Consider the following 22,582-nt stretch of genomic DNA (forward strand, 5'->3'; position numbering starts at 1 on the left):
AGGCTCCTACAGATTGGGCAGAATGACGCGAACCTGAGGGCGTTTGCCCGACCAGCGCTGGGCCGCGCGGCGGGCGGCGAGGCGCGCGGCCTCGTGGATGCTCGCCTCGTCGCGCCGGTCGCGCCCGCGCAGCTTCGCTATCGCGGCACGAATATCGTCCGCCGCTTCCGCGAGAAAATCCCCGTAATCCTCGTCCAGCGGCAGGCCGATACTGTCGAGACGCGGATTGAGATCGCCGTCCAGCGCAACGATGACCACGCCTTCGCGCATGATCCGGCGGCGCATGGCGATGGCCTCGCCATCGGCGGGAACGATGATGTCGCCATCGAGGACGAGCCTGCCTGCCCGCACTTCGGCCACCTTGCCCGGTGCGCCCGGCGCGAGGCGGACGATATCGCCGTTCTGCTGCACGACCTGATCGGGAATGCCATTGGCCTTACCCAGCCTGCCCTGCTCCTGCATATGTCGCATTTCCCCGTGAACGGGAACGAGGATGTCCGGTCGCAGCCACCCATAGAGCGCTTCCAGTTCGGGGCGTCCCGGATGGCCGGATACATGGATCATGCTCTGGCGATCGGTGACCATGGTGATTCCGCGCGCGGCCAGCTTGTTCTGCACCGCCCCGATCGAAATCTCGTTGCCGGGGATCTGGCGGCTCGAGAACAGAACGACATCGCCGCTTACGAGTTCGAGCGGGTGGTTCTCGTCGGCAATCCGGGCAAGCGCCGCGCGCGGCTCGCCCTGCCCGCCCGTGGCCAGGATCAGCAATTCGCCGCGCGGCAGGCCCATCGCGGTGTCGAAGTCGAGCGGCTCGGGGAAGTCCAGCAGATAGCCATTATCCTGCGAAACTTCGATGATCCGATCGAGCGACCGCCCGGCGACACATATCCGCCGTCCGGTTTCGCGCGCGACATCGCCCAATGTCTGCAAACGCGCGACATTGCTGGCGAAGGTTGTGACCAGCACGCGCTTGCCAGCGCGGCGCTGCACCTCTTCGAGCAGCCCCTTGTGCACCGCCCCTTCCGATCCGCTGGGTGCGGGATTGAAGACATTGGTGCTGTCACAGACCAGCGCAAGCACGCCCTCATCACCGATTTCGGTCAGCTCTTCTTCGGTGGTCGGCACGCCGATGATCGGGTCTTCATCGAGTTTCCAGTCGCCCGTATGGAAGATGCGCCCATGCGGCGTATCGATCAGCAGCGCATTGCCTTCCGCGATCGAGTGGGCGAGCGGGATATAGGTAATCTCGAACGGACCGATGGCAAAGCTGCCATGATCGTCGGAAATGACATGCACCTCGACCTGGTCGACCAGCCCGGCTTCCTGCAGTTTCCGCCGGACAAGCTCGGCAGTGAACGGTGTCGCATAGATCGGCACATCGAGATCGGCCGCGAAATAGGGCACCGCACCGATATGGTCTTCATGCGCGTGGGTCAGCACGATCGCATCGAGCTTGTCGGCGCGGTCTTCGATGAATTCGAGATCGGCGAAGACGAGATCGACGCCAGGATATTGATCGCCCGAAAACGTCATGCCGAGATCGACCATCAGCCACCGACCCTGGCATCCGTAGAGGTTGACGTTCATGCCGATCTCGCCCGAGCCTCCGAGCGCGAGGAAGAGCAGTTCGTCTTCGGGAGTGAAGTCCTTCTTCAAGCTGCGCGCTCCGCAAGAATGGCAAGCCCTTCAAGCGTCAGATCGGTATCGACCACGTCGAAAAGCGCGGTGTTTTCATCGAACAGGATCGCCAATCCGCCGGTCGCCACCACCTTTGCCGGTCGGCCAATTTCGTGCTTCATTCGGGAAATCAATCCTTCGATAAGTCCCACATAACCCCAGAATACGCCAATCAGCATCTGGTCTTCGGTATTGCGGCCGATCACGCTGTCATTGTCGGGTCGCTCGATCGCTATGCGCGGCAGCTTGGCGGTATTGCCGACCAGCGCATCGAGCGAGAGGTTGATACCCGGTGCGATGATCCCGCCCTTATATGCTCCGGTGAAGTCGACCGCGTCGAAAGTGGTCGCTGTTCCGAAATCGACCACAACCAGGTCGCCATCGTATTTCGCATGGGCCGCAAGTGTATTGAGCGCCCGGTCGGCGCCCAGCGAACTGGGCTGTTCGATATCGAGTTCGAAACCCCACTGGGCGCTACCTTGTCCCGCGATCAGCGGCGTTATGCCGAGGTACTTTTCCGACAGGACGGTAAGGTTGTGGATCGCCCGCGGCACAACCGAACCGATTATCATTTGGGTGATATCGCCCTTGTCGAAGCCCTGGAATTCGGCGAGCTGCAACAGCCATACCGCGTATTCGTCGCCGGTCCTGCGCGGGTCGGTGGCGATGCGCCAGCGCGCCTTGATTTCGCGCCCGTCGATCAGCGCGAAGACGACATTGGTATTCCCCACATCGGCTGCCAGCAACATGGCTCAACTCTCCTCATTCGCGAGCATTACATCGCCCGCATGGATGGCACGGGTGGAGCCATCGGCCAAGCGCAACGAGAGCGCGCCATCGGCCGTCAGACCGGCGAAGCTTCCTTCTATCCGGTCTTCGCCCGGTGGCTGGACGACCAGCGATGTTCCGGCAGGATGTGCGACCGCAACCCAGCGGCGCACGAGCGGGTCGAGTCCATAGGTCCGCCAGCGCTCCAGCTCGCGATCGAATTCCCGGGCCAGCGAATGGGCGAAAAGGTCGCGGTCGGGCACCGGCCCCAGCGCCGACAGCGCGATTGTCTTGCGATCGGGCAATTCGGGTGCCGCCGCCAGGTTCACTCCCATGCCGACAATGATCGCATCGCCTTCCCGTTCGAGCAGGATGCCGGCAAGCTTCGCCTTGCCGAGCATGAGATCGTTCGGCCATTTAAGGCGCAACTGGCTGGGGTCGGCGAGTACCTTCGAGACCGCCTCGTAGGCCGCGACGCCCGCCACCAGCGCAAGGGTTGCGGGATTTGGATCGCGCGGGGCGATATGAATTGCGGTGGAGCCCATGAAGTTGCCCCGGCCATCGAACCAGGTACGGCCCTGCCGCCCTCGCCCCGATAGCTGCCGGTCGGCAACCAGCCACTGTCCCTCGGCCACCGTTTCGCCCGCGCGTAATTGCGCGGCGAGATCGGAATTGGTGGAACCGGTCTCGGTAACGAAGCGGATCACATCGCGGCGACGAAGGACGCCGCCGCCTGCGCCGTCCACTCACCCAGCGGGATGGTCAGCAGGTAGCCGAGCGGCGAAATGATCGCGACACAGATGGCCAACACCGCCCAGTGTCCCATCGGGCTGCTCGCTTCGACTTCGCGCACCGGCTCGTCGAAGAACATCACCTTGATGAACTTGAGGTAGTAGAAGGCGCCAATCACGCTGGCTGCGATACCGATGGCGGCCAGCGCGACGAGATCGGCTTGCACCGCGGCCTGGAACACCACGAACTTGCCCCAAAAGCCGAATAGCGGCGGAATGCCGGCAAGGCTGAACATCAGGGCCAGCAGTGACCAGGCAAGTGCGGGACGCCTGGTCGACAGGCCGGAAATGTCTGCGAAGGTTTCCAGATTGTTGCCCGTCGGATCGCGCAGCATGAGCAGGGCCGTGAAGCTGCCGACCACCATCGCCACATAGATGGTGAGATAAGTCAACGCACCGGCCACGCCCGCCGGAGTGGCCGCTGCCAGACCGATCAGGATAAAGCCGACATTGTTGATCGACGAATAGGCAAGCAGGCGTTTCAGGTTCTGCTGGCCGATCGCGCCCAGCGCACCGACCACGATCGAGGCCAGCGCGGCGAAGATCACGATTTGCCGCCAGCTATCGACTTCACCCGCGAAGGGATCCATCGCCATTCGCAGCAACATCCCCATTGCCGCGACTTTCGGGGCACTGGCGAAGAAAGCGGTGACGGGTGTCGGAGCGCCTTCGTACACGTCCGGCGTCCACATGTGGAACGGCACGGCACTCACCTTGAAAGCCAGCCCCGCCAGCACGAAAACCACGCCGAATAGCGCACCGGTCGAAAAATCGGTGTCGAAAGCGGCGCGGATTCCTTCGTAATTGGTCGTGCCGGTAAAGCCGTAAATCAGGCTCACGCCGTAAAGGATGATGCCCGAAGCCAGCGCGCCGAGAACGAAGTATTTGAGCCCTGCTTCGGCGGAGCGGTCATCCTGGCGCAGGAAGCTTGCGAGGATGTAGCTCGACAGGCTCGACATTTCGAGGCCGATATAGAGCGTCATCAGATCGCTGGCCGACACCATCATGCCCATGCCGACCGCGTTGAAAAGCATCAGCACAGGGTATTCGCCGCGATACCCGCCGACTTGCGCGAAGAAACGCGGTGTCACGACGAGAACAGCCGCGGTCGCAAGATAGATCAGAACCTTGGCGAAGCTGCCGAAAGCATCGGCGCGATAGAGATCGCCAAAGGCGCGTCCTGCTACGTCACCGGTTGCGCGGTCGAAAAGGTGGGCGCTGAACACCGCAGCGGCGAGGAGCGCGGCTCCGGTAATTACCGTCAGCAGACGTCCCGACTTGGGACCGCTCCAGGCACTCACGAGCAGAAGAACGAGCCCAAGCAGCGAAAGCCCGACCTCAGCCCCGGTCAGGTAAAGAGAGCTTGTATAGGACATCAGTGCGCTCCCTCTTCACCATGGGCCGCCGCGACATAATTCGCGTTATGCTCGCGCGGAGTGCCGATCACATTGTCGGCGTCGAAATCGGGTGCGGCACGCGCGATACGCGCCTCGAGTGCGGCAATGTCCTGACGCATGGGGGCAAGGAAGCTTTCCGGATAGACACCCATCCACAACACGGCGGCTGCGATCGGGGCGAGCATGGCCCATTCACGGGCGTTGAGATCGGGCATGGCGGCCGCATCGGCGTTCTTCTGTTCGCCAAAGGCCACGCGGCGATAGAGGTAAAGCATATAGGCGGCGCCCAGGATGATACCCGTGGTGCAGACCAGCGTTACCAATGTCGAAACCTTGTAGATCCCGGCCAGCGCGAGGAATTCGCCTACGAAATTGCTGGTCCCCGGCAGGCCGATGCTGGCCATGGTGAACAACAGGAAGAACAGCGCATATTTCGGCATGTTGATGCTGAGGCCGCCATAGCGCGCAATCTCGCGGGTGTGCAGGCGATCATAGATCACACCAACGCACAGGAACAACGCGCCCGAGACGAGGCCGTGGCCCAACATGATCAACACCGCGCCTTCTATGCCCTGCACGTTGAAGGCAAACAGGCCAGCAGTCACGATCGCCATGTGCGCGACAGAGGAATAAGCGATCAGTTTCTTCATGTCGTTCTGAACCAGCGCCACGAGCGAGGTATAGATCACTGCCACCATCGACAGGAAGAACACCAGCCACGCAAACTGCCCACTCGCTTCGGGGAACATCGGCAGGCTGAAGCGAAGGAAACCGTAACCACCGAGCTTCAGCAATACGCCGGCGAGGATCACCGAACCGGCAGTGGGCGCCTGAACGTGTGCGTCGGGCAGCCAGGTATGGACCGGCCACATCGGCATCTTCACCGCGAAGCTGGCGAAGAAGGCAAGCCACAGCCACGTCTGCGCAGACGGGTCGAAATCGTAGTTCAGCAGAGTCGGAATGTCGGTGGTGCCCGCCTGGTTCACCATCCACATCATCGCGATCAGCATCAGGACCGAGCCGAGCAGCGTGTAGAGGAAGAACTTATACGAGGCGTAGATACGGTTATCGCCGCCCCACACGCCGATGATCAGATACATCGGGATCAGACCGGCTTCGAAGAAGATGTAGAACAGGTAGAGGTCCTGCGCGGCGAACACGCCGATCATCAGCACTTCCATCAGCAGGAAGGCGCTCATGTATTCGCCCACGCGCTTGGTGATCGCGTCCCAGGAGGCGAGAATGCAGATCGGCATCAGGAACACGCTGAGCATGATCAGCATCAGCGCTATACCGTCGATGCCGAGCGCGTAGCTGAAGACGGCGAAGATTTCGGCGCGCTCGACGAACTGCCACTGCGGCCCGCCTATCTCGAAATTCACCCAGAGGAGAATGCCGAGAGCAAGGTTGACCAGCGTGGCCAGCAACGCGGTCATCCGCGCGGCCTGTGCTCCGAGGAAAAGGCAGGCGATTGCGCCGGCCATCGGGACGGCGAGCATCAGGGAAAGGATGGGAAACTCCATCAGAACAGCACCCAGGTGATCGCGGCGACAAGCCCGAGAAGCATCACCAGCGCATAGCTATACAAATATCCGGTCTGGAACTTCTTGGCGCCGACAGCGCCCTTCTCGACCACCCAGGCCACGCCGTTGGGGCCGAAGCGGTCGATCGTGCCGACATCGCCGAGTTTCCAGAACTGGCGGCCAAGCCAGAAGGCCGGGACCACGAAGAGATAGTGGTAGAGTTCGTCGAAATACCACTTGTTGTAGAGGAAGCGGTAGATCGGGCCGAGCTGTTCGGCCGTCTTACCGGGAATAGTGGTGTCCTTGATATAGGCCAGCCAGGCGACGAACAGACCGATGAGCATGACGACCAGCGCCGAATACTTCACCCAGTAGGGCACCGCGTGCATCGCATGGATCAACGGCTCGTTGTAGAAGATCGAGCTGCCCCAGAACGCCGCATCGTCGAGGAAGGTCGGCGCGAATATCTGCCCGGCCAACACGGCACCGATCGACAGAACGCCAAGTGGGACAAGCATCGAAATCGGGCTTTCATGCGGGTGATAGCCCCCAGTGGTGTCCTCGCCCGCTTCTTCCGGCGTCTTGTGAACGCTGTGCTGGATGTGTTCGCTCTCGATCCAGCGCGGCTTGCCCCAGAACGTAAGGAACATCAGGCGCCAGCTATAGAAGCTGGTCAGCAGCGCGGCGAACACGCCCATCCAGAAGGCGAACATGCCCAGTTCCGTGCCGCGTGCAAAGGCGACTTCGATGATCGCATCCTTCGACCAGAAACCGGCGAACCCAATCCCGAGATGATAGATGCCCACCCCGGTAATCGCCAGCGTGCCCATCATCATCGCCCAGAAAGTCAGCGGGATATGCTTACGCAGGTTGCCGTAATAGCGCATGTCCTGTTCGTGGTGCATCGCGTGGATGACCGAGCCCGCGCCAAGGAACAGCAACGCCTTGAAGAAGGCGTGCGTAAACAGGTGGAACATGGCCGCGCCATAGGCACCGACGCCTGCGGCAAAGAACATATAGCCCAGCTGCGAACAGGTCGAATAAGCGATGACCCGCTTGATGTCCCACTGCGTCGTGCCGACGGTTGCCGCGAAGATACAGGTCGCGGCACCGATAAAGGTCACCAGGCCAAGCGCGATAGGAGCTGTTTCGAACATGGGCGATAGCCGGACAACCATGAACACGCCGGCAGTGACCATCGTCGCGGCGTGAATCAGTGCCGAAACCGGCGTCGGGCCTTCCATCGCATCGGGGAGCCAGGTGTGCAGGCCGAGCTGCGCGGATTTGCCCATCGCACCGATGAACAGCAGGATGCACAGCACATCCATCGTGTAGACATTGTAGCCAAGGAAACCGATCGTCGCCCCACTCATGCCGGGCGCGGCCGCCAGGATCTCGCTGATCGAAACCGTGTCGAACACCAGATAGGTGCCGAAAATGCCGAGCATGAAGCCGAGGTCGCCCACGCGATTGACCACGAAGGCCTTGATCGCGGCGGCGTTGGCGCTGGGCTTCCTGAACCAGAAACCGATGAGCAGGTAGCTGGCAAGGCCCACGCCTTCCCAACCGAAGAACATCTGGACCAGATTGTCGGCGGTCACCAGCATCAACATGGCGAAGGTAAACAGCGAGAGGTAGGCGAAGAAGCGCGGCTGGTCCGGGTCTTCTTCCATATAGCCCCAGCTATACAGGTGAACGAGCGCCGAAACGGTGTTGATGACCACCAGCATCACAGCGGTCAGCGTGTCGACACGCAGCGCCCAGTCGAAGGTCAGCGTGCCCGACTGCACCCATTTGAGCACCGGCACGACCGTCGGTTCGTAGGTGCCGCCGACGAAGCCGAGAAAAATCGGCCAGCTCAGCGCGGCGCTGACGAACAGCGCACCAGTCGTGATCGACTTGGCGAATATGCTGGGCGCGGCCTTGTTGGTCAGGCCGGCAACGATCGCCGCAAGCAGCGGCAGGAAGACGATAAGAAGGATCGGATGCACCGTGGCTTACCCCTTCAGCCGGTCGACATCGTCGACCGCGATCGTGCCGCGGCCACGGAAATAGATGACAAGAATTGCCAGCCCGACAGCCGCCTCTGCCGCAGCGACCGTCAGGACGAACATGGCGAACACCTGTCCGACGAGATCGCCGAGGAAGGCGCTGAAAGCCACCAGTTGCAGGTTTACGCTAAGCAGTATGAGTTCGATCGCCATCAGGATGACGATGATGTTCTTCCGGTTCAGGAAGATGCCCAGCACACCCAGCACGAAAAGCAGAGCGCTGACGACGATATAGTGTTCGATGCCGATCACAGCTCTACCCCCTTGCCCACTTCGGGCTGTCTCATAACGGTCGCTTCATCGGGATTGCGACGATTCTGCTTGCCGATATCCTGATGACCGCGCCTGCCGCCGGGGTGCTTGCGATGGGTGAGAACGATCGCCCCCACCATGGCCACGAGCAGGATGATACCGGCAGCCTCGAACAGGAAGACGTAGTCGCTGTAGAGCAAAGCCCCGATACTGGCCGTGTTCGAAGCTTCGAGCATCGGCGATGCGAGCCCATCCGCGACCCCAAGGTCGAGCTGCCCCGCCTGGTAGGCCCCGATGCCGAAAATCAGCTCGGCAGCCAGGATCAATGCGATGGCTATGCCGAGCGGAAAATTCGCGATGAATCCGGCGCGCAGTTCGGCGAAATCGATGTCGAGCATCATCACAACGAACAAGAACAGCACCGCGACCGCGCCGACATAGACAATCAGTAGCAGCATCGCGATGAATTCCGCCCCGACCAGCACCATCAGGCCGCTGGCGTTGAAGAAGGCGAGGATCAGCCACAGCACCGAATGTACCGGGTTGCGCGCCATGATCACCATGACGGCGCTGGCGATGACCAGTGCAGCGAACAGGTAGAAGGCGATAATCTGAATCATTGGCCCCGTTTCTCGTTGGCGCGGCGGTTAGCGATAGGGCGCGTCGGCTTCAAGGTTCGCGGCAATCGCACGCTCCCACTTGTCCCCGTTGGCCAGCAGTTTCGCCTTGTCGTACAGCAATTCCTCGCGCGTTTCGGTCGCGTATTCGAAGTTCGGCCCTTCGACGATCGCATCGACCGGGCAGGCTTCCTGACAGAAACCGCAATAGATGCACTTAGTCATGTCGATATCGTAGCGCGTGGTGCGGCGGCTGCCGTCCTCGCGCGGTTCGCTCTCGATCGTGATCGCCTGCGCGGGGCACACGGCCTCGCACAGCTTGCAAGCGATGCAGCGCTCTTCCCCGTTGGGATAGCGGCGCAGCGCATGTTCGCCGCGGAAACGCGGGCTGATCGGGTTCTTCTCGAAGGGGTAGTTGATCGTCACCTTGGGCTTGAAGAAGTATTTCAGCGTGAGGGCGTGTGCCTTCACGAACTCCCACAGGGTGAACGACTTGATCAGATGCGCGACGCTCATGCGGCGGCTCCATAGTGGCCGGTGGCCATGAGATATCCGGAAATGACAACGACGAAGAACAGACTCATCGGCAGGAAGACCTTCCAGCCCAGGCGCATCAACTGGTCGTAACGATAGCGCGGAACGGTCGCCATGACCCAGCTGAACATGAAGAAGAAGAAGAAGGTCTTCAGCAGGAACCAGACGATCCCCGGCACATCGAACCACGGAATGAGATCGATATCGAGCGGGGGCAGCCAGCCACCGAAGAACAAGACCGTGTTGAGCGAGCACATCAGCAGGATGTTGGCATATTCGCCCAGCCAGAAAAGCGCGAAGCTCATCGAGGAATATTCTGTCTGGTAGCCGGCGACGAGCTCGCTCTCGGCCTCGGTCAGGTCGAACGGCACGCGCTGCGTTTCGGCCAGGCAGGAGATGAAGAACATCACCCAGATCGGGAAGATCAGCGGATGCACCACATAGGCATTGATGATGCCGAGGCCGAATTCCTGCTGAGCTGCGACGATGCCGGACAGGTTGAACGTGCCTGCAAACAGCACGACGCACACGAGGATGAAGCCGATCGAGACTTCGTAGCTGATCATCTGCGCGGCGGCGCGCATCGCCGAAAAGAACGGGTATTTCGAGTTACTCGCCCACCCGCTCATGACCACGCCGTAAACGCCCAGCGAACTGATCGCGAGAACGTAGAGCAAGCCGACATTGATATCGGCAAGCACCACGCCCGCATCGAACGGGATCACCGCCCAGGCGAGCAGCGCAACGGTGAAGGTGATGATCGGGGCGAGCAGGAAGATGCCCTTGTTGGCGGCGCTCGGAATGATGGTTTCCTGGAGGAAGACCTTGAGGCCGTCGGCGAAGCTCTGCAGCAGGCCGAAGGGGCCGACCACATTGGGGCCGCGGCGCAAATTGATCGCCGCCCAGACCTTGCGGTCGACGTAAATGATCATCGCGACGGCCAGCATCAGCGGCAGCGCGATCAGCAGGATGCCCGCGATGGTGGCGGTGAACCACGCCCATTCGTAGGTCATGCCGAGGGATTGGAAGAATTCGGTCATTCCGCAGCCTCCGCAAGCTCGCCGCTGCCGAGCAGTTCGCTCGAACACTGCTGCATCACAGCGCTGGCGCGGGCGATGGGATTGGTGAGGTAGAAGTCCTTGATCGGATAGGACGAGATCGTGCCTTCGGCCTTCGCCTTCGCATCGGCCCGGGGCAGCGCGCCGTAGCTGGCGAGACCTTCTTCGCTCAGCGCGGGCACTTCGGCGATCATCGCCGCCTGAAGCTGTGCGAAACTGTCGAAGCCGACCTCGACCTTCAGCGCATCGGCCAGCGCGCGCAGGATCGTCCAGTCCTCGCGCGCGTCACCCGGCGCGAAGACGGCCTTTTCGGCGAATTGCACGCGCCCTTCGGTGTTGACGTAGGTCCCGTCCTTCTCGGCAAAGCTGGCGCCCGGCAGGACGATGTCCGCCGCATGCGCACCGCGATCGCCGTGGTGGCCGATATAGACCTTGAGCGCGTCGGCGAAGGGTTCGAAATCCATCTCGTCCGCGCCAAGGCTGATGACCACCTTGGGCTTGGCCGCGGCAATATCCTTCATTCCGCCCTTCTGCGCGAAACCGAGCATAAGCCCGCCCATGCGCGCGGCGCTGAAGTGCATGACGTTGAAACCGTTCCAGCCATCCTTCGCGAGACCGTAAGTCTCGGCGAAGGCAAGGCCCGCGCCGAGCGCGCCCTTGGCGAGAGCCGCACCGCCCATGATGATAGCGGGACGTTCCGCACCCTTGAAAGCTTCGGCGGCTTCCTTCGGGAGCTTGGAGAGCGCCAAGAGGTCCTCGCCGAGGAATTCGGCCGGATAGGTCGTGTCCCAGCGCGGGCCGATGACGAAAACCTTGGCGCCGCGCTTTACCGCCTTGCGGAGGCGGACATTCACCAGCGGGGCTTCCCAACGAATGTGGCTGCCGACGATCAGGATCGCATCGGCGGTTTCGATCCCCGCGAAGGTCGAGTTGAAATTGACCGCGGCAAGATTCGAAACGTCGTAATCCATGCCGGTCTGGCGGCCTTCGAGCAGGCTCGAACCGCAAGCCTTCAGCAGCGCCTTGGCAGCGAACATGGTTTCGCAATCGACCATGTCGCCCGCGATGGCGGCAATGTCCTTGCCCGGCTTCGCCTTGGCGATCGCCTTGAACGCCTCGTCCCAGCTCGCGGGCTTGAGGCCGCCCTTCTTGCGCATGAAAACCTTGTCGAGGCGGCGCTTGGTCAGGCCATCGACCTGGTAACGGCCCTTGTCGGACAGCCATTCCTCGTTGACGTCGTCATTGATACGCGGAAGCGCGCGCATGACTTCGCGGCCACGGCTGTCGAGACGGATGTTCGCGCCGACGGCATCGGATACGTCGATGCTGAGCGTCTTCTTGAGCTCCCACGGCCGCGCTTCGAAAGCATAGGGACGCGAGGTGAGTGCACCGACCGGACACAGGTCGATCACATTGGCGCTCAACTCGTGTTCGGCGGCCTGTTCGAGATAGGTCGTGATCTGCATGTCCTCGCCGCGACCGACCGCGCCAATCTCGTCCACGCCCGCGATTTCCTCGCTAAAGCGCACACAGCGGGTGCAGTGGATGCAGCGTGTCATGACCGTCTTGATCAGCGGCCCCATATATTTCTCGGTGACGGCGCGCTTATTTTCCTCGTAACGCGTCGCGCCGCGGCCATAGGCAACCGACTGGTCCTGCAAATCGCATTCGCCGCCCTGGTCGCAGATCGGGCAGTCGAGCGGGTGGTTGATGAGAAGGAACTCCATCACCCCTTCGCGCGCGGTCTTGACCATCTCGCTGTCGGTGCGGATTTCCTGCCCCTCGGTAGCCGGGAGCGCACAGCTTGCCTGCGGCTTGGGCGGCCCGGGCTTCACCTCGACCAGGCACATGCGGCAATTGCCGGCGATCGACAGCCGTTCGTGATAGCAGAAACGCGGGATTTCCTTCCCCGCAAGCTCGCAGGCCTGGAGCACGGTCGCGCCGTCCGGGACTTCGATTTCCTGTCCGTCTACGGTTACCTTAGGCATCGTGGGATCCTTCGGTGCGCAGGTTCGCCCGCGCGAATAGTTGCAGGGCAATCCCTATGAACAGCGGACCGCCGAATGAAATGGCATAATCGAATTTCGAAGCTTCGCCCGCCGCATAGTCGGCATAGCCGAGAACCGCTACGAGCGCAGCGAGAGCGATGAGGGCAATCGAAACCAGTCGAATGATGACCGCGCCGCTCATTCCGCTGCCTCCGCGAACTTGGCGTTGTGTTCTTCGATCCGGCGTTCGAGCTCGGGGCGGAAGTGGCGGATGAGGCCCTGGATCGGCCAGGCCGCCGCATCGCCCAGCGCGCAGATGGTGTGACCTTCGACCTGCTTGGTGACCTGCTGCAGCATGTCGATTTCCTCGATTGCCGCATCACCGGTGCGCAGGCGCTCCATCATACGCCACATCCAGCCCGTACCTTCTCGGCAGGGGGTGCACTGGCCGCAGCTCTCGTGCTTGTAGAAATAGCTGAGACGGGAAATCGCGCGGACGATGTCGGTCGACTTGTCCATCACGATGACGCCTGCCGTGCCGAGGCCCGAGCCGAGGTCCTTGAGACCATCGAAATCCATCGGCGCGTCCCAGATCTGCTCTGCGGGCACCAGCGGAACCGACGAACCGCCCGGGATCACGGCGAGGAGATTGTCCTTGCCGCCCACAATGCCGCCGCAATGCTTCTCGATCAGCTCGCTGAACGGGATCGAAAGCGCTTCCTCGACCACGCAGGGCTTGTTCACATGGCCGCTGATCTGGAAGAGCTTGGTGCCCTTGTTGTTCTCGCGCCCGAAGCTCGCGAACCAGCTCGCGCCACGGCGCAGGATCGTCGGGACGACGGCGATCGATTCGACGTTGTTGACCGTGGTCGGGCAGCCATAGAGGCCCGCGCCAGCCGGGAATGGCGGCTTGAGGCGAGGCTGGCCCTTCTTGCCTTCGAGGCTTTCGATCATCGCGGTTTCTTCGCCGCAGATGTAGGCGCCTGCGCCACGGTGGAGGAAGACGTCGAAATCGTAGCCCGACTTCGCCGCGTTCTTGCCGATCAGCCCGGCGTCATAAGCCTCGTCGATCGCCGCCTGCAGCGTTTCGGCCTCACGGATGTATTCGCCGCGAATGTAGATATAGGCGGCCCTCGCCCGCATCGCGTAGCCCGCGACCAGCGCGCCTTCGATCAGCTTGTGCGGATCGTGGCGGATGATCTCGCGGTCCTTGCACGAGCCGGGTTCGGATTCGTCGGCATTGATGACGAGAAAGCTGGGACGGCCGTCCTTCGATTCCTTCGGCATGAACGACCATTTGAGGCCGGTCGGGAAGCCTGCGCCGCCGCGCCCGCGAAGGCCCGAGGCCTTCACTTCCTCGATGATAGTGTCGTGACCGCGCGCGATCAGCGACTTGGTATCGTCCCAGTCGCCGCGCTGCTGCGCTGCCTTCAGGCCCCAGTCCTGGAAGCCGTAGAGGTTGGTGAAGATGCGATCCTTGTCGGCAAGCATCAGAATGCACCCCCTTGCGAGAGGAAATAGATAGCGGCGACCGCGATAACCGCGAGCACACCGAATTTCACGAGGCCGACGAGCACCTTCCAGGCGATGAAGCCGAGAACCAGCGCGATCAGGATGGTGGCAATGCTCATCACCAGTCCTTCCGGTAATCGTGATTGGCGTCGACCATTTCCTTCAGCGTGGTCGGGCCGCCTTCGGGCTCGCTGGTGCGCTTGCCTTCGATCTGGGTGCCGGTCTTGGGCTGCTTGCCTGCGGCCAGTTCGTCAAGGATGGCATCGAGGCGCTCGGGCGTGAGATCCTCGTAATTGTCGTCGTTGATCTGGACCATCGGCGCGGTGGCGCAATTGCCCATGCATTCGACTTCGGTGAGGGTCCAGAGACCGTCTTCGGAGACATGCCCCTTCTTCATGCCGCGCTTCTTGCAGGTTTCGAACAATCCGTCCGAACCGCGCAGCATGCACGGCGTCGTGCCGCAGACCTGCACGTGGTACTTACCCACGGGCTTCAAATTGTACATGAAATAGAAGCTGGCGACCTCGAGCACGCGGATGACCGGCATGTCGAGATAGTCGGCGACATATTCGATCACCGGCAGCGGCAGCCAGCCCTGCGTATCGGTTTCCTCGCCGACCTGGCGCTGGGCAAGGTCGAGCAGCGGCATCACCGCCGAGCGCTGGCGCCCTTCGGGATAGCGCGCAATCGCAGTGTCGGCGCGCTCGCGGTAGCTTTCGGTGAACTCGAAAGCACCCCAGCGCTCGCGCAGTTCGGGAGTATCGGGTGCGGGGGAACGGTCAGCCATTGATCAACCTGCGTTCGACATAGCGGCCCACATAGAGACCGATGACGGCGGCGAAGGCCGTCGAGAGAATTTCCTTGAGCGAAGCTTCGCCGTGGAAGGCGACAAGGTAAGCCGCAACCGCCGAAGCAAAGGCCGCGAATGCCGCGACAAAGATGAACAGTTCGCGCGCCATTAGCGGTCACACTCCCCGAACACGACGTCGATGGCGCCTAGGATGGCAGTTGCGTCGGGCAGCATATGGCCCTTCGACATGAAGTCCATTGCTTGCAGGTGGCTGAAGGCCGTCGGACGGATCTTGCAGCGATAGGGTTTATTCGACCCGTCGCTGACGAGGTAGACGCCGAATTCGCCCTTGGGGCTTTCGGTGGCGACGTAGACTTCGCCCGCTGGCACGTGGAAGCCCTCGGTATAGAGCTTGAAGTGGTGGATCAGCGCTTCCATCGACTGCTTCATCTCGGCGCGCTTGGGCGGCGAAACCTTGCGGTCGTCGCTGGCGATCGGGCCGGACGGCATATCGCGCAGGCACTGCTTGATGATCTTCGCGCTCTCGTAAACTTCCTTCACGCGCACCACGAAGCGGTCGTAACAGTCCGAATTGGTGCCGACGGGAATGTCGAACTCCATCCGGTCGTAAACATCATAGGGCTGCGACTTGCGCAGGTCCCACGGGATGCCCGCGGCGCGGATCATCGGGCCGGAGAAACCCCAGGCCACCGCGTCGTCCTTGCTCACAACGGCGATATCGACGTTGCGCTGCTTGAAGATGCGGTTGTCGAGCACGAGGCTCATTGCATCGCCGAACAATTCCTGGAGCCGACCATCGACCCAGTTGCCGATATCGACCAGCAGCTTTTCGGGCACGTCCTGATGGACGCCGCCGGGGCGGAACCAGGCGCTGTGCATGCGCGCACCCGAAGCCCGCTCGAAGAAGTTCATGCAGTCTTCGCGCAGCTCGAACACCCACAGGTTCGGCGTCATCGCGCCGACGTCCATGACGTGCGCGCCGATGTTGAGCATGTGGTTGCAGATGCGGGTCAGCTCGGCGAACAGAACGCGCAGATACTGCCCGCGTTCGGGCACTTCGACATTGAGCAGCTTCTCGATCGCGAGGACATAGCTGTATTCCTGCGCCAGCGGCGAACAATAGTCGAGCCGGTCGAAATAGGGCAGCGCCTGCAGATAGGTCTTGTGTTCGATCAGCTTTTCGGTGCCGCGGTGGAGCAGGCCGACATGCGGATCGATCCTCTCGATGATCTCGCCGTCGAGCTCCATGACCATGCGCAGCACGCCGTGCGCCGCAGGGTGCTGAGGCCCGAAGTTGATCGTGTAATTGGTGATCACCTCGTCGCCGGTGGTGGGCGATTCTTCAAGATGCATGGCGTGGCTCATGCGCAGATCCAGTTACCGCTATAGGATTGGGTTTTGCCCGCCGCATCGCGCACCGTGACGTTGGCCGGGCGGCTCTGCTGCTCGCCTGCTGCCGGGGTCACGGTGATGGCGAAACCTTCCCCATTGAAGGTTGTCCCGGTCCTGATGGCGTCGAGACCACCCATATCGGCATCGACGACGACCAGGCTTCCGCCAAGCCGAACCACAGCCTTACCGGGAAGCGCCTTATCGCGCATACCGGCGGCAATCAGCATCTCTTCACTGCCGACCATCAGCGTACACCCGCCATCGCGCGGACCGAGATCGACGCCGCCAATGTCACCGAGCTGCTGGAGCGCGGTCAGATCGGCGCCAGCGGGAGGCACCGGCACGGCAGTGTTTGGAGCATCAGGGTCGGCCTTGGCCACCTCGGATGTCTCGCCACCCTGGCCAATTCGATCGGCGAATCCGTCGGCATCTTCCTGCTCGGCAGGTTCCGAGGAACAGGCTGCCAAGGCGAGAACCGCGAGGGGAAGAAAAAGACGACGCATCATTTCTTATCCTTCTTCTTCGGCTCGGTGGCCTCGGCAGTGTCTGTCGTTTTGCCCTTGCGCTCGGAACGGGCGGGCTTGTCTTCTGTCGGCTCGGGCGCCGGAGGGTTCTTGCCGCCATCTTTCTCGGCCGGAGCGTCGGCGCTTACCTTTTCGGCAGCCTTGGCATCGGCCCTGGCTCCCGCGCCCGTCTGTTTTGGGCTTTCGGTGGTCTTGGGATCGTCGACCGGCGGCGTGTCCGCTTTCTCGTCGCCCGGCAGCACGTAATCGGCACCTTCCCACGGACTCATGAAATCGAACTGACGCAAATCCTGGGCGAGTTCGACCGGCTCGTAGACGACGCGCTTCTCGTCTTCCGAATAGCGCAACTCGTGATAGCCGGTCAGCGGGAAATCCTTGCGGAAGGGATGCCCTTCGAAGCCGTAATCGGTCAGGATACGGCGCAGATCGGTATTGCCCGAGAACAGCACACCGTACATGTCGAATACTTCGCGCTCGAGCCAGCCTGCGTTCGGCCAGAGGGTGGTGACGGTCGGAACGGGCGTATCTTCGCTTGCCGAACACTTCACCATGATGCGATTGTTGCTGGTGAGCGAAAGCAGCATATAAACCACTTCGAACCGCTCGGCGCGGCTGGGATAGTCAACCCCCGCGATTTCCATCAGCTGCTGATAGGCGTGATCGTCACGCAGGATGCGCAGCGCATCCTCGATGCTGTCGCGCTTCACGGTGAACAGCAGCTCGCCGTGCTCTTCATCCGCCTCGACGAGATGATCCCCGAGGGCCTGCGTAAGCGTAGCCTTGAGCCCGTCGATCTGCGTGAACCGGGGCGCGGAATGTAACACTGCCATCGCCACTTACCTTTCGATCGTGCCCACGCGGCGGATTTTCCGCTGCAGCTGCATCACGCCGTAGAGCAACGCCTCGGCGGTCGGAGGGCAACCGGGAACGTAGATGTCCACCGGCACGATGCGGTCGCAGCCACGCACCACCGAATAGCTGTAATGGTAATAGCCGCCGCCATTGGCGCAGCTCCCCATCGAGATGACGTATTTCGGTTCCGACATCTGGTCGTAAACCTTGCGCAGCGCCGGAGCCATTTTGTTGCACAGTGTGCCGGCGACGATCATCACATCCGACTGCCGCGGCGAGGCACGCGGCGCGACGCCGAAACGCTCCATATCGTAGCGCGGCATGTTGACGTGGATCATCTCCACCGCGCAGCAGGCAAGGCCGAAGGTCATCCACCACAGCGATCCGGTCCGCGCCCATTGGAACAGATCCTCGGTCGAAGTGACGAGGAACCCCTTGTCGTTCACTTCGGTCTGTAGGGCGTTGAAATAATCCGCATCGGGCTGGCGCACCTCGCCGCCTTGCGCGGCGGGGACGCTCTGAGGCGGGGTGATGATGGTAGAAGTGCTCATGTCAGTCCCAGTCCAGCGCGCCCATCTTCCATTCATAGGCCAGGCCGATAGCCAGGATGCCCAGGAAGATCATCATGGCGATCCAACCGGTCCACCCGGTGTATTCGAGGCTCACCGCCCATGGAAAGAGAAAGGAAGCCTCCAGGTCGAATAGCAGAAAGCTGATCGCGACGAGATAGAATTTCACATCGAATTGGCTGCGCGGCTCTTCGAACGCCGGGAAGCCGCATTCATACTCGCTGAGCTTTTCCGCATCGGGTTTGTGCGCACCCGTGAGCCGTGAAACGCCCATCGGCAGGAACACGAAAAGCGCCGAGAGGCCCACAGCGATGAACAGGAAGATCAGGATGGGCAGGTATTGTTCGAGGTCGACCACGAATGATTCCTAGGCGTCGGGCTTGGTTCGCGCCCGCCTCTAGGCCGCTCGCCCGTATGGTGCAAGGGTGCGGATGGCCCAATTCCCGCACAAACCGCTATGCTCCCCAGTTGGAGGCCCCGCCCGAAGGCAAGGGCCTCCATTATCGCTATCTCATCATCGTCTTGACGGCTTTTTCCGTCGCCGGACCATAGGGCGGCTTGAACCCGCCCAGCTTGGCTACGTCGATCTTGGGCTGGGTATAGACGCTGCGCGCATGGCTGAATTCGCGGAAGCCCTCCACGCCGTGGTAGCTACCCATGCCAGAGGGGCCGACACCGCCGAACGGCAGATCTTCCATCGAAACGTGGAAAATCACGTCGTTCACGGTCACACCGCCGCTGATCGTCTTGGTCAGAACCTTCTCGCGCTCGTTCGAATCCTGGCCAAAATAATACAGCCCGAGCGGACGATCGTGCTCATTCACATATTCGATGGCTTCATCGATATGACCGTAGGTCTTGACCGGCAGGACGGGGCCGAAAATCTCCTCCTGCATCGCCTTCATGTCCTCGGTGACATTCTTGAGGATCGTCAACGGCATCTTTCGGGCGTTGGTGCCCCGAAATCCTCGTTGCCCGGATTGACCTCGATCACCTCCGCCCCCTTGTCGCGCGCATCGGCCACCAGTTCCTGCAGACGGTCGAAGTGGCGATCGGTCACGACGCTGGCATAGTCTTCGTTGTCGAGCAGCGTCGGATACATGTTGGCGGTGCCCTGCCACACGCCATGAATCGCCTCGTCCTGCTTGCTTTCGGGGACGTACAGGTAGTCGGGTGCGAGGCAAATCTGACCCGCATTCAGCATCTTGCCCAACGCAACGCGTTCGCCCGCCTTGGCGAAATCGGCACTTTCGCCCATGAAGACCGGCGACTTGCCGCCGAGTTCGAGCGTGACGGGCACGAGGTTCTTCGCCGCTGCTTCCATGACCTTGCGACCTGTGGCGGTCGAGCCGGTAAAGATCAGGTGATCGAAGGGCAGCTCGCTGAAAGCCGCCGCGACTTCCGGGCCGCCGGTGAAGACCGCACATTCATCGGGGGTGAAATACTCTTCCACCAGTTCCTTAGTCAGCAGGCTGGTTTTCTCGGTAAATTCACTCGGCTTGATCATTGCGCGATTGCCGGCAGCGAAAATCTGCATCAGCGGGCCAAAGGCAAGATTTACCGGGAAGTTCCACGGGCTGAGGATCCCGACGACACCCTTGGGTTCGTAGCGCACCTCGGCCTTCGCGCCGAGCAGGCCGAGCGGGAACTGGACATGACGTTTTTCCGCCCTCGCCCACTTGTCCATGTGTTTGAGGCAATATCTGCCGAACTTAACGGTCCCCGCGATGTCGGTAATCATCGACTGGTGGGGCGAGCGGTTGCCGAAATCGGCGGCCATCACCTTGCACAGGTCCTCGCCATGGTCCGTGAGCAGCTTCATTGCGCGCTCGATCCGGTCCTTGCGCAGCGCCATCGGCTCGGGGCGCATCTGGTGGTGGGCGGCCCGCTGCTTGCGCATCACGGCATCCATTTCGCTTTTCCGTTCGTCCGCCATTGCTCTCTCCGTTTGATCTTGCTGCAATGCAGCACTAGGATGTTGGGCAGCCAGATAGGTCGCCTTCGGCAACCGATATTCCAGAACAGAAGGACCAGCACAAGCATGACCCAGTTCAGCGCATCCGATCCCGTCGTCATCCTGTCCTACGCCCGTACTCCGATGGGCGGCATGCAGGGCGCCCTCGCCGATGTCTCGGCAACCGATCTCGGGGCGACGGCGGTCAAGGCGGCAGTCGAACGTTCGGGCGTCGCGCCCGACAAGTTCGACCGCACTTATATGGGCTGCGTGCTGCCCGCGGGTCTCGGCCAGGCCCCTGCCCGTCAGGCCTCGATCAAGGCAGGCCTGCCCAAATCGGTTCAGGCGACCACGGTCAACAAGGTCTGCGGCAGCGGCATGCAGACGGTGATCATGGGGGCAGAAGCGCTTGCCAGCGGCACGATCGACTATGTCGTCGCGGGCGGCATGGAAAGCATGACCAACGCGCCTTACCTGCTCAAGAAGCACCGCTCGGGCGCACGGCTCGGCCATGACACGACCTACGACCACATGTTCCTCGACGGTCTCGAAGACGCTTATGAGGAAGGCCGCGCGATGGGCACCTTCGCCCAGGACACCGCCAATGATTACCAGATGACGCGCGAGGAGATGGACGATTACTCGATCGAATCGCTCCGCCGCGCCAATGCCGCGATCGAAAGCGGCGCCTTCGATGGTGAAGTCGTGCCGGTCACCTTCTCCACCCGCAAGGGCGATGTAACGGTTGAGCATGACGAGCAGCCCGGCAAGGGTCGCCCCGACAAAATCCCGCAGCTGCGCCCGGCCTTCGCCAAGGACGGTACGATTACCGCAGCGACCTCCTCGTCGATCTCGGATGGCGCGGCGGCCGTGGTGCTGACGCGCGAGAGCGTTGCGAAGGAGAACGGGCAGGAGCCGGTCGCCAAGATCGTCGCCATGGCCGCCCACGCACAGGAGCCTTCGGAATTCACAATTGCCCCGATCGGCGCTATCGAGAAAGTGCTCGACAAGGCGGGCTGGTCTGCCGACGAGGTCGACCTATGGGAAGTGAACGAGGCCTTCGCCTGCGTGGCCATGTTCGCCATGCGCGACATCGGCATCCCGCATGAAAAGATCAACGTGAACGGCGGCGGCACCGCGCTCGGCCACCCGATCGGTGCCAGCGGTACGCGTATCATCGTGACACTGCTCAACGCGCTCAAGAACCAGGGTAAGAAACGTGGTATTGCGTCGCTGTGCATTGGCGGCGGCGAGGCAACCGCCGTGGCGGTCGAACTCGTTTGATGCGGCGGGCAGCCTCCCTGCCCGAACGCGCCAGCTACAGGGACAGGGAGTTTGCCATGAAGACCATATTTTTCCTCGCGGCGGCCAGTGCGGCACTGGCCGCCTGCGGAGGGGCCGAGGACACGGACGAAGCGATCGAACCGGTCGAAGCGGAGCTCGACAGTACCGCTATGGGCGATATCTCGGGCACTTACGAGATTGCCATGGCCGATGGGACCGTTGTCCTGCAGACGATCAATGCCGATGGCACTTATGTCGAAACCACCCCCGAGGGTGCGCGCACCGGTGGCGGAGCATGGCGCATCGGCGAGAATGGCCGAATGTGCTTCGATCCCGAAGGCCAACTGGGCGAAGAATGCTATTCGGGCGGCGAACCGGGCGAAGACGGAGCCTTCGAAATGCAAGACGCGGACGGCACGGTCCAGTCGACCGTGCGCAAGCTCGATCCGGACCGTGCCGACACAGCCCCACCGGCAACGACCGAGGCGGATCCGGCGGAATAGCCTGTAGAAGCAGCGCTACGGCTCGCCGGCACCCCACAGGCGCGATTCGCGAACAAAGCCCTGGCGGTTTCCGACAACAAACTCGCACCATTCATCGGCGCAATCGCCCAATGCCCCGACCACGCCGGGCTCGACTCGCCATTTGAGCGGTGCGCCGTCATCCCCATCCGCGCGCATATCCGCCAGGCCCTCGCCGGTAACAATCGCGGCGCGCTCCGGACTCAACAGGCGGGCAACCACCCAGCCCCGCGCGCCATCCGGGTCTTCGATCAGTCGCCAGCCCTCCATCAGGCGCAGGACTTTTACCGGCAGGCCGGGGCGGCGATAAACCCAGTCGATCTTGTAATCGGCGCTCGGACCCACGCGCATGTTGAGCACGCTGGCCCGGATACTTGCCCAATAGGGCACTTCGCGATCCTGTGCGTGGCCCGGCCCAGCCAAGCCAACGAACAGAAGGAAAAGTATGAAAAGGCGCGTAAACATGGCCAGCTGAATCGACTATAGACCGTGAACAGTCAACGCTCT

The 22,582-nt window shown here is 61.9% G+C and carries 24 protein-coding genes and 1 pseudogene; 2 read left to right on the forward strand and 23 right to left on the reverse strand.

All coding sequences use genetic code 11. From position 1 onward, the window contains the following. Positions 1 to 6: 6 nt before the first annotated feature. From DVR09_RS10210 to DVR09_RS10310, 22 genes and pseudogenes are all read right to left on the reverse strand, one after another. Positions 7 to 1,656: a ribonuclease J gene (locus DVR09_RS10210; RefSeq protein ID WP_174223740.1), complete on the reverse strand. Its 1,650-nt coding sequence runs from the start codon at positions 1,654 to 1,656 to the stop codon at positions 7 to 9. After that, complete coding sequence (locus DVR09_RS10215; protein WP_115416836.1) at positions 1,653 to 2,426, reverse strand: type III pantothenate kinase; 774 nt, start codon at positions 2,424 to 2,426, stop codon at positions 1,653 to 1,655. The genes DVR09_RS10210 and DVR09_RS10215 overlap by 4 nt, the downstream gene beginning before the upstream one ends. A gap of 3 nt (positions 2,427 to 2,429) precedes the next feature. Next, positions 2,430 to 3,152, reverse strand: a complete 723-nt coding sequence (locus DVR09_RS10220; protein WP_115417895.1) for a biotin--[acetyl-CoA-carboxylase] ligase — start codon at positions 3,150 to 3,152, stop codon at positions 2,430 to 2,432. Then, positions 3,149 to 4,612 (reverse strand): NADH-quinone oxidoreductase subunit NuoN, encoded by a 1,464-nt coding sequence (gene nuoN, locus DVR09_RS10225; RefSeq protein ID WP_115416837.1) that lies wholly within the window; start codon positions 4,610 to 4,612, stop codon positions 3,149 to 3,151. Before nuoN ends, DVR09_RS10220 begins: the two co-directional genes overlap by 4 nt. Continuing rightward, positions 4,612 to 6,156, reverse strand: a complete 1,545-nt coding sequence (locus DVR09_RS10230; RefSeq protein ID WP_115416838.1) for an NADH-quinone oxidoreductase subunit M — start codon at positions 6,154 to 6,156, stop codon at positions 4,612 to 4,614. Before DVR09_RS10230 ends, nuoN begins: the two co-directional genes overlap by 1 nt. Further along, positions 6,156 to 8,147, reverse strand: a complete 1,992-nt coding sequence (gene nuoL, locus DVR09_RS10235; RefSeq protein WP_115416839.1) for an NADH-quinone oxidoreductase subunit L — start codon at positions 8,145 to 8,147, stop codon at positions 6,156 to 6,158. The genes DVR09_RS10230 and nuoL overlap by 1 nt, the downstream gene beginning before the upstream one ends. 6 nt (positions 8,148 to 8,153) lie before the next feature. Next, positions 8,154 to 8,459 carry an NADH-quinone oxidoreductase subunit NuoK gene (nuoK, locus tag DVR09_RS10240; RefSeq protein WP_115416840.1) on the reverse strand — a complete coding sequence of 102 codons (306 nt, stop codon included), beginning with the start codon at positions 8,457 to 8,459 and terminating at the stop codon, positions 8,154 to 8,156. Continuing rightward, entirely contained in the window at positions 8,456 to 9,079 is a 624-nt protein-coding gene (locus DVR09_RS10245) for an NADH-quinone oxidoreductase subunit J (protein WP_115416841.1), read from the reverse strand. Before DVR09_RS10245 ends, nuoK begins: the two co-directional genes overlap by 4 nt. 27 nt (positions 9,080 to 9,106) lie before the next feature. After that, positions 9,107 to 9,592: an NADH-quinone oxidoreductase subunit NuoI gene (gene nuoI / locus DVR09_RS10250; RefSeq protein ID WP_115416842.1), complete on the reverse strand. Its 486-nt coding sequence runs from the start codon at positions 9,590 to 9,592 to the stop codon at positions 9,107 to 9,109. After that, positions 9,589 to 10,650 carry an NADH-quinone oxidoreductase subunit NuoH gene (gene nuoH / locus DVR09_RS10255; protein ID WP_115416843.1) on the reverse strand — a complete coding sequence of 354 codons (1,062 nt, stop codon included), beginning with the start codon at positions 10,648 to 10,650 and terminating at the stop codon, positions 9,589 to 9,591. The genes nuoI and nuoH overlap by 4 nt, the downstream gene beginning before the upstream one ends. Beyond that, positions 10,647 to 12,656: an NADH-quinone oxidoreductase subunit NuoG gene (gene nuoG / locus DVR09_RS10260; protein WP_115416844.1), complete on the reverse strand. Its 2,010-nt coding sequence runs from the start codon at positions 12,654 to 12,656 to the stop codon at positions 10,647 to 10,649. Before nuoG ends, nuoH begins: the two co-directional genes overlap by 4 nt. After that, entirely contained in the window at positions 12,649 to 12,858 is a 210-nt protein-coding gene (locus DVR09_RS10265) for a hypothetical protein (RefSeq protein ID WP_115416845.1), read from the reverse strand. The genes nuoG and DVR09_RS10265 overlap by 8 nt, the downstream gene beginning before the upstream one ends. Further along, positions 12,855 to 14,147 (reverse strand): NADH-quinone oxidoreductase subunit NuoF, encoded by a 1,293-nt coding sequence (gene nuoF, locus DVR09_RS10270; protein ID WP_115416846.1) that lies wholly within the window; start codon positions 14,145 to 14,147, stop codon positions 12,855 to 12,857. The genes DVR09_RS10265 and nuoF overlap by 4 nt, the downstream gene beginning before the upstream one ends. Beyond that, positions 14,147 to 14,287: a hypothetical protein gene (locus DVR09_RS17190; RefSeq protein ID WP_162814787.1), complete on the reverse strand. Its 141-nt coding sequence runs from the start codon at positions 14,285 to 14,287 to the stop codon at positions 14,147 to 14,149. Before DVR09_RS17190 ends, nuoF begins: the two co-directional genes overlap by 1 nt. After that, entirely contained in the window at positions 14,287 to 14,955 is a 669-nt protein-coding gene (gene nuoE / locus DVR09_RS10275; protein ID WP_115416847.1) for an NADH-quinone oxidoreductase subunit NuoE, read from the reverse strand. The genes DVR09_RS17190 and nuoE overlap by 1 nt, the downstream gene beginning before the upstream one ends. Beyond that, on the reverse strand, positions 14,948 to 15,127 hold the full coding sequence (locus DVR09_RS10280) for a hypothetical protein (protein ID WP_115416848.1): 180 nt from the start codon (positions 15,125 to 15,127) through the stop codon (positions 14,948 to 14,950). Before DVR09_RS10280 ends, nuoE begins: the two co-directional genes overlap by 8 nt. Further along, the gene (locus DVR09_RS10285; RefSeq protein WP_115416849.1) at positions 15,127 to 16,344 is read right to left on the reverse strand and encodes an NADH-quinone oxidoreductase subunit D; all 1,218 of its coding nucleotides are present in this window, start codon (positions 16,342 to 16,344) and stop codon (positions 15,127 to 15,129) included. Before DVR09_RS10285 ends, DVR09_RS10280 begins: the two co-directional genes overlap by 1 nt. Then, the gene (locus DVR09_RS10290; protein WP_115416850.1) at positions 16,341 to 16,877 is read right to left on the reverse strand and encodes a hypothetical protein; all 537 of its coding nucleotides are present in this window, start codon (positions 16,875 to 16,877) and stop codon (positions 16,341 to 16,343) included. Before DVR09_RS10290 ends, DVR09_RS10285 begins: the two co-directional genes overlap by 4 nt. After that, entirely contained in the window at positions 16,874 to 17,725 is an 852-nt protein-coding gene (locus DVR09_RS10295; RefSeq protein ID WP_115417896.1) for an NADH-quinone oxidoreductase subunit C, read from the reverse strand. The genes DVR09_RS10290 and DVR09_RS10295 overlap by 4 nt, the downstream gene beginning before the upstream one ends. 6 nt (positions 17,726 to 17,731) lie before the next feature. After that, a complete protein-coding gene (locus tag DVR09_RS10300; RefSeq protein ID WP_174223741.1) occupies positions 17,732 to 18,298 on the reverse strand; it encodes a NuoB/complex I 20 kDa subunit family protein in 567 nt (188 codons plus the stop codon). A gap of 1 nt (position 18,299) precedes the next feature. After that, complete coding sequence (gene ndhC / locus DVR09_RS10305) at positions 18,300 to 18,674, reverse strand: NADH-quinone oxidoreductase subunit A (protein ID WP_115416851.1); 375 nt, start codon at positions 18,672 to 18,674, stop codon at positions 18,300 to 18,302. A 148-nt stretch (positions 18,675 to 18,822) separates the two neighbouring features. Then, positions 18,823 to 20,252 (reverse strand): annotated as a pseudogene (locus DVR09_RS10310) (coniferyl aldehyde dehydrogenase). 105 nt (positions 20,253 to 20,357) lie between these two features. Between DVR09_RS10310 and DVR09_RS10315 the strand changes: the two are divergent. Both DVR09_RS10315 and DVR09_RS10320 read left to right on the forward strand, forming a co-directional pair. After that, positions 20,358 to 21,554, forward strand: coding sequence for a thiolase family protein (locus DVR09_RS10315; protein ID WP_115416852.1), 1,197 nt, complete (start codon positions 20,358 to 20,360; stop codon positions 21,552 to 21,554). Between the two features lie 56 nt (positions 21,555 to 21,610). Further along, positions 21,611 to 22,057 (forward strand): hypothetical protein, encoded by a 447-nt coding sequence (locus DVR09_RS10320; RefSeq protein WP_115416853.1) that lies wholly within the window; start codon positions 21,611 to 21,613, stop codon positions 22,055 to 22,057. 15 nt (positions 22,058 to 22,072) lie between these two features. On the opposite strand, the gene DVR09_RS10325 is transcribed toward DVR09_RS10320, so the two are convergent. Next, positions 22,073 to 22,540 (reverse strand): SH3 domain-containing protein, encoded by a 468-nt coding sequence (locus tag DVR09_RS10325; protein ID WP_115416854.1) that lies wholly within the window; start codon positions 22,538 to 22,540, stop codon positions 22,073 to 22,075. Between the last annotated feature and the right edge of the window lie 42 nt (positions 22,541 to 22,582).

It is taken from the genome of Erythrobacter aureus (assembly GCF_003355455.1).
GTDB lineage: Bacteria > Pseudomonadota > Alphaproteobacteria > Sphingomonadales > Sphingomonadaceae > Qipengyuania > Qipengyuania aurea.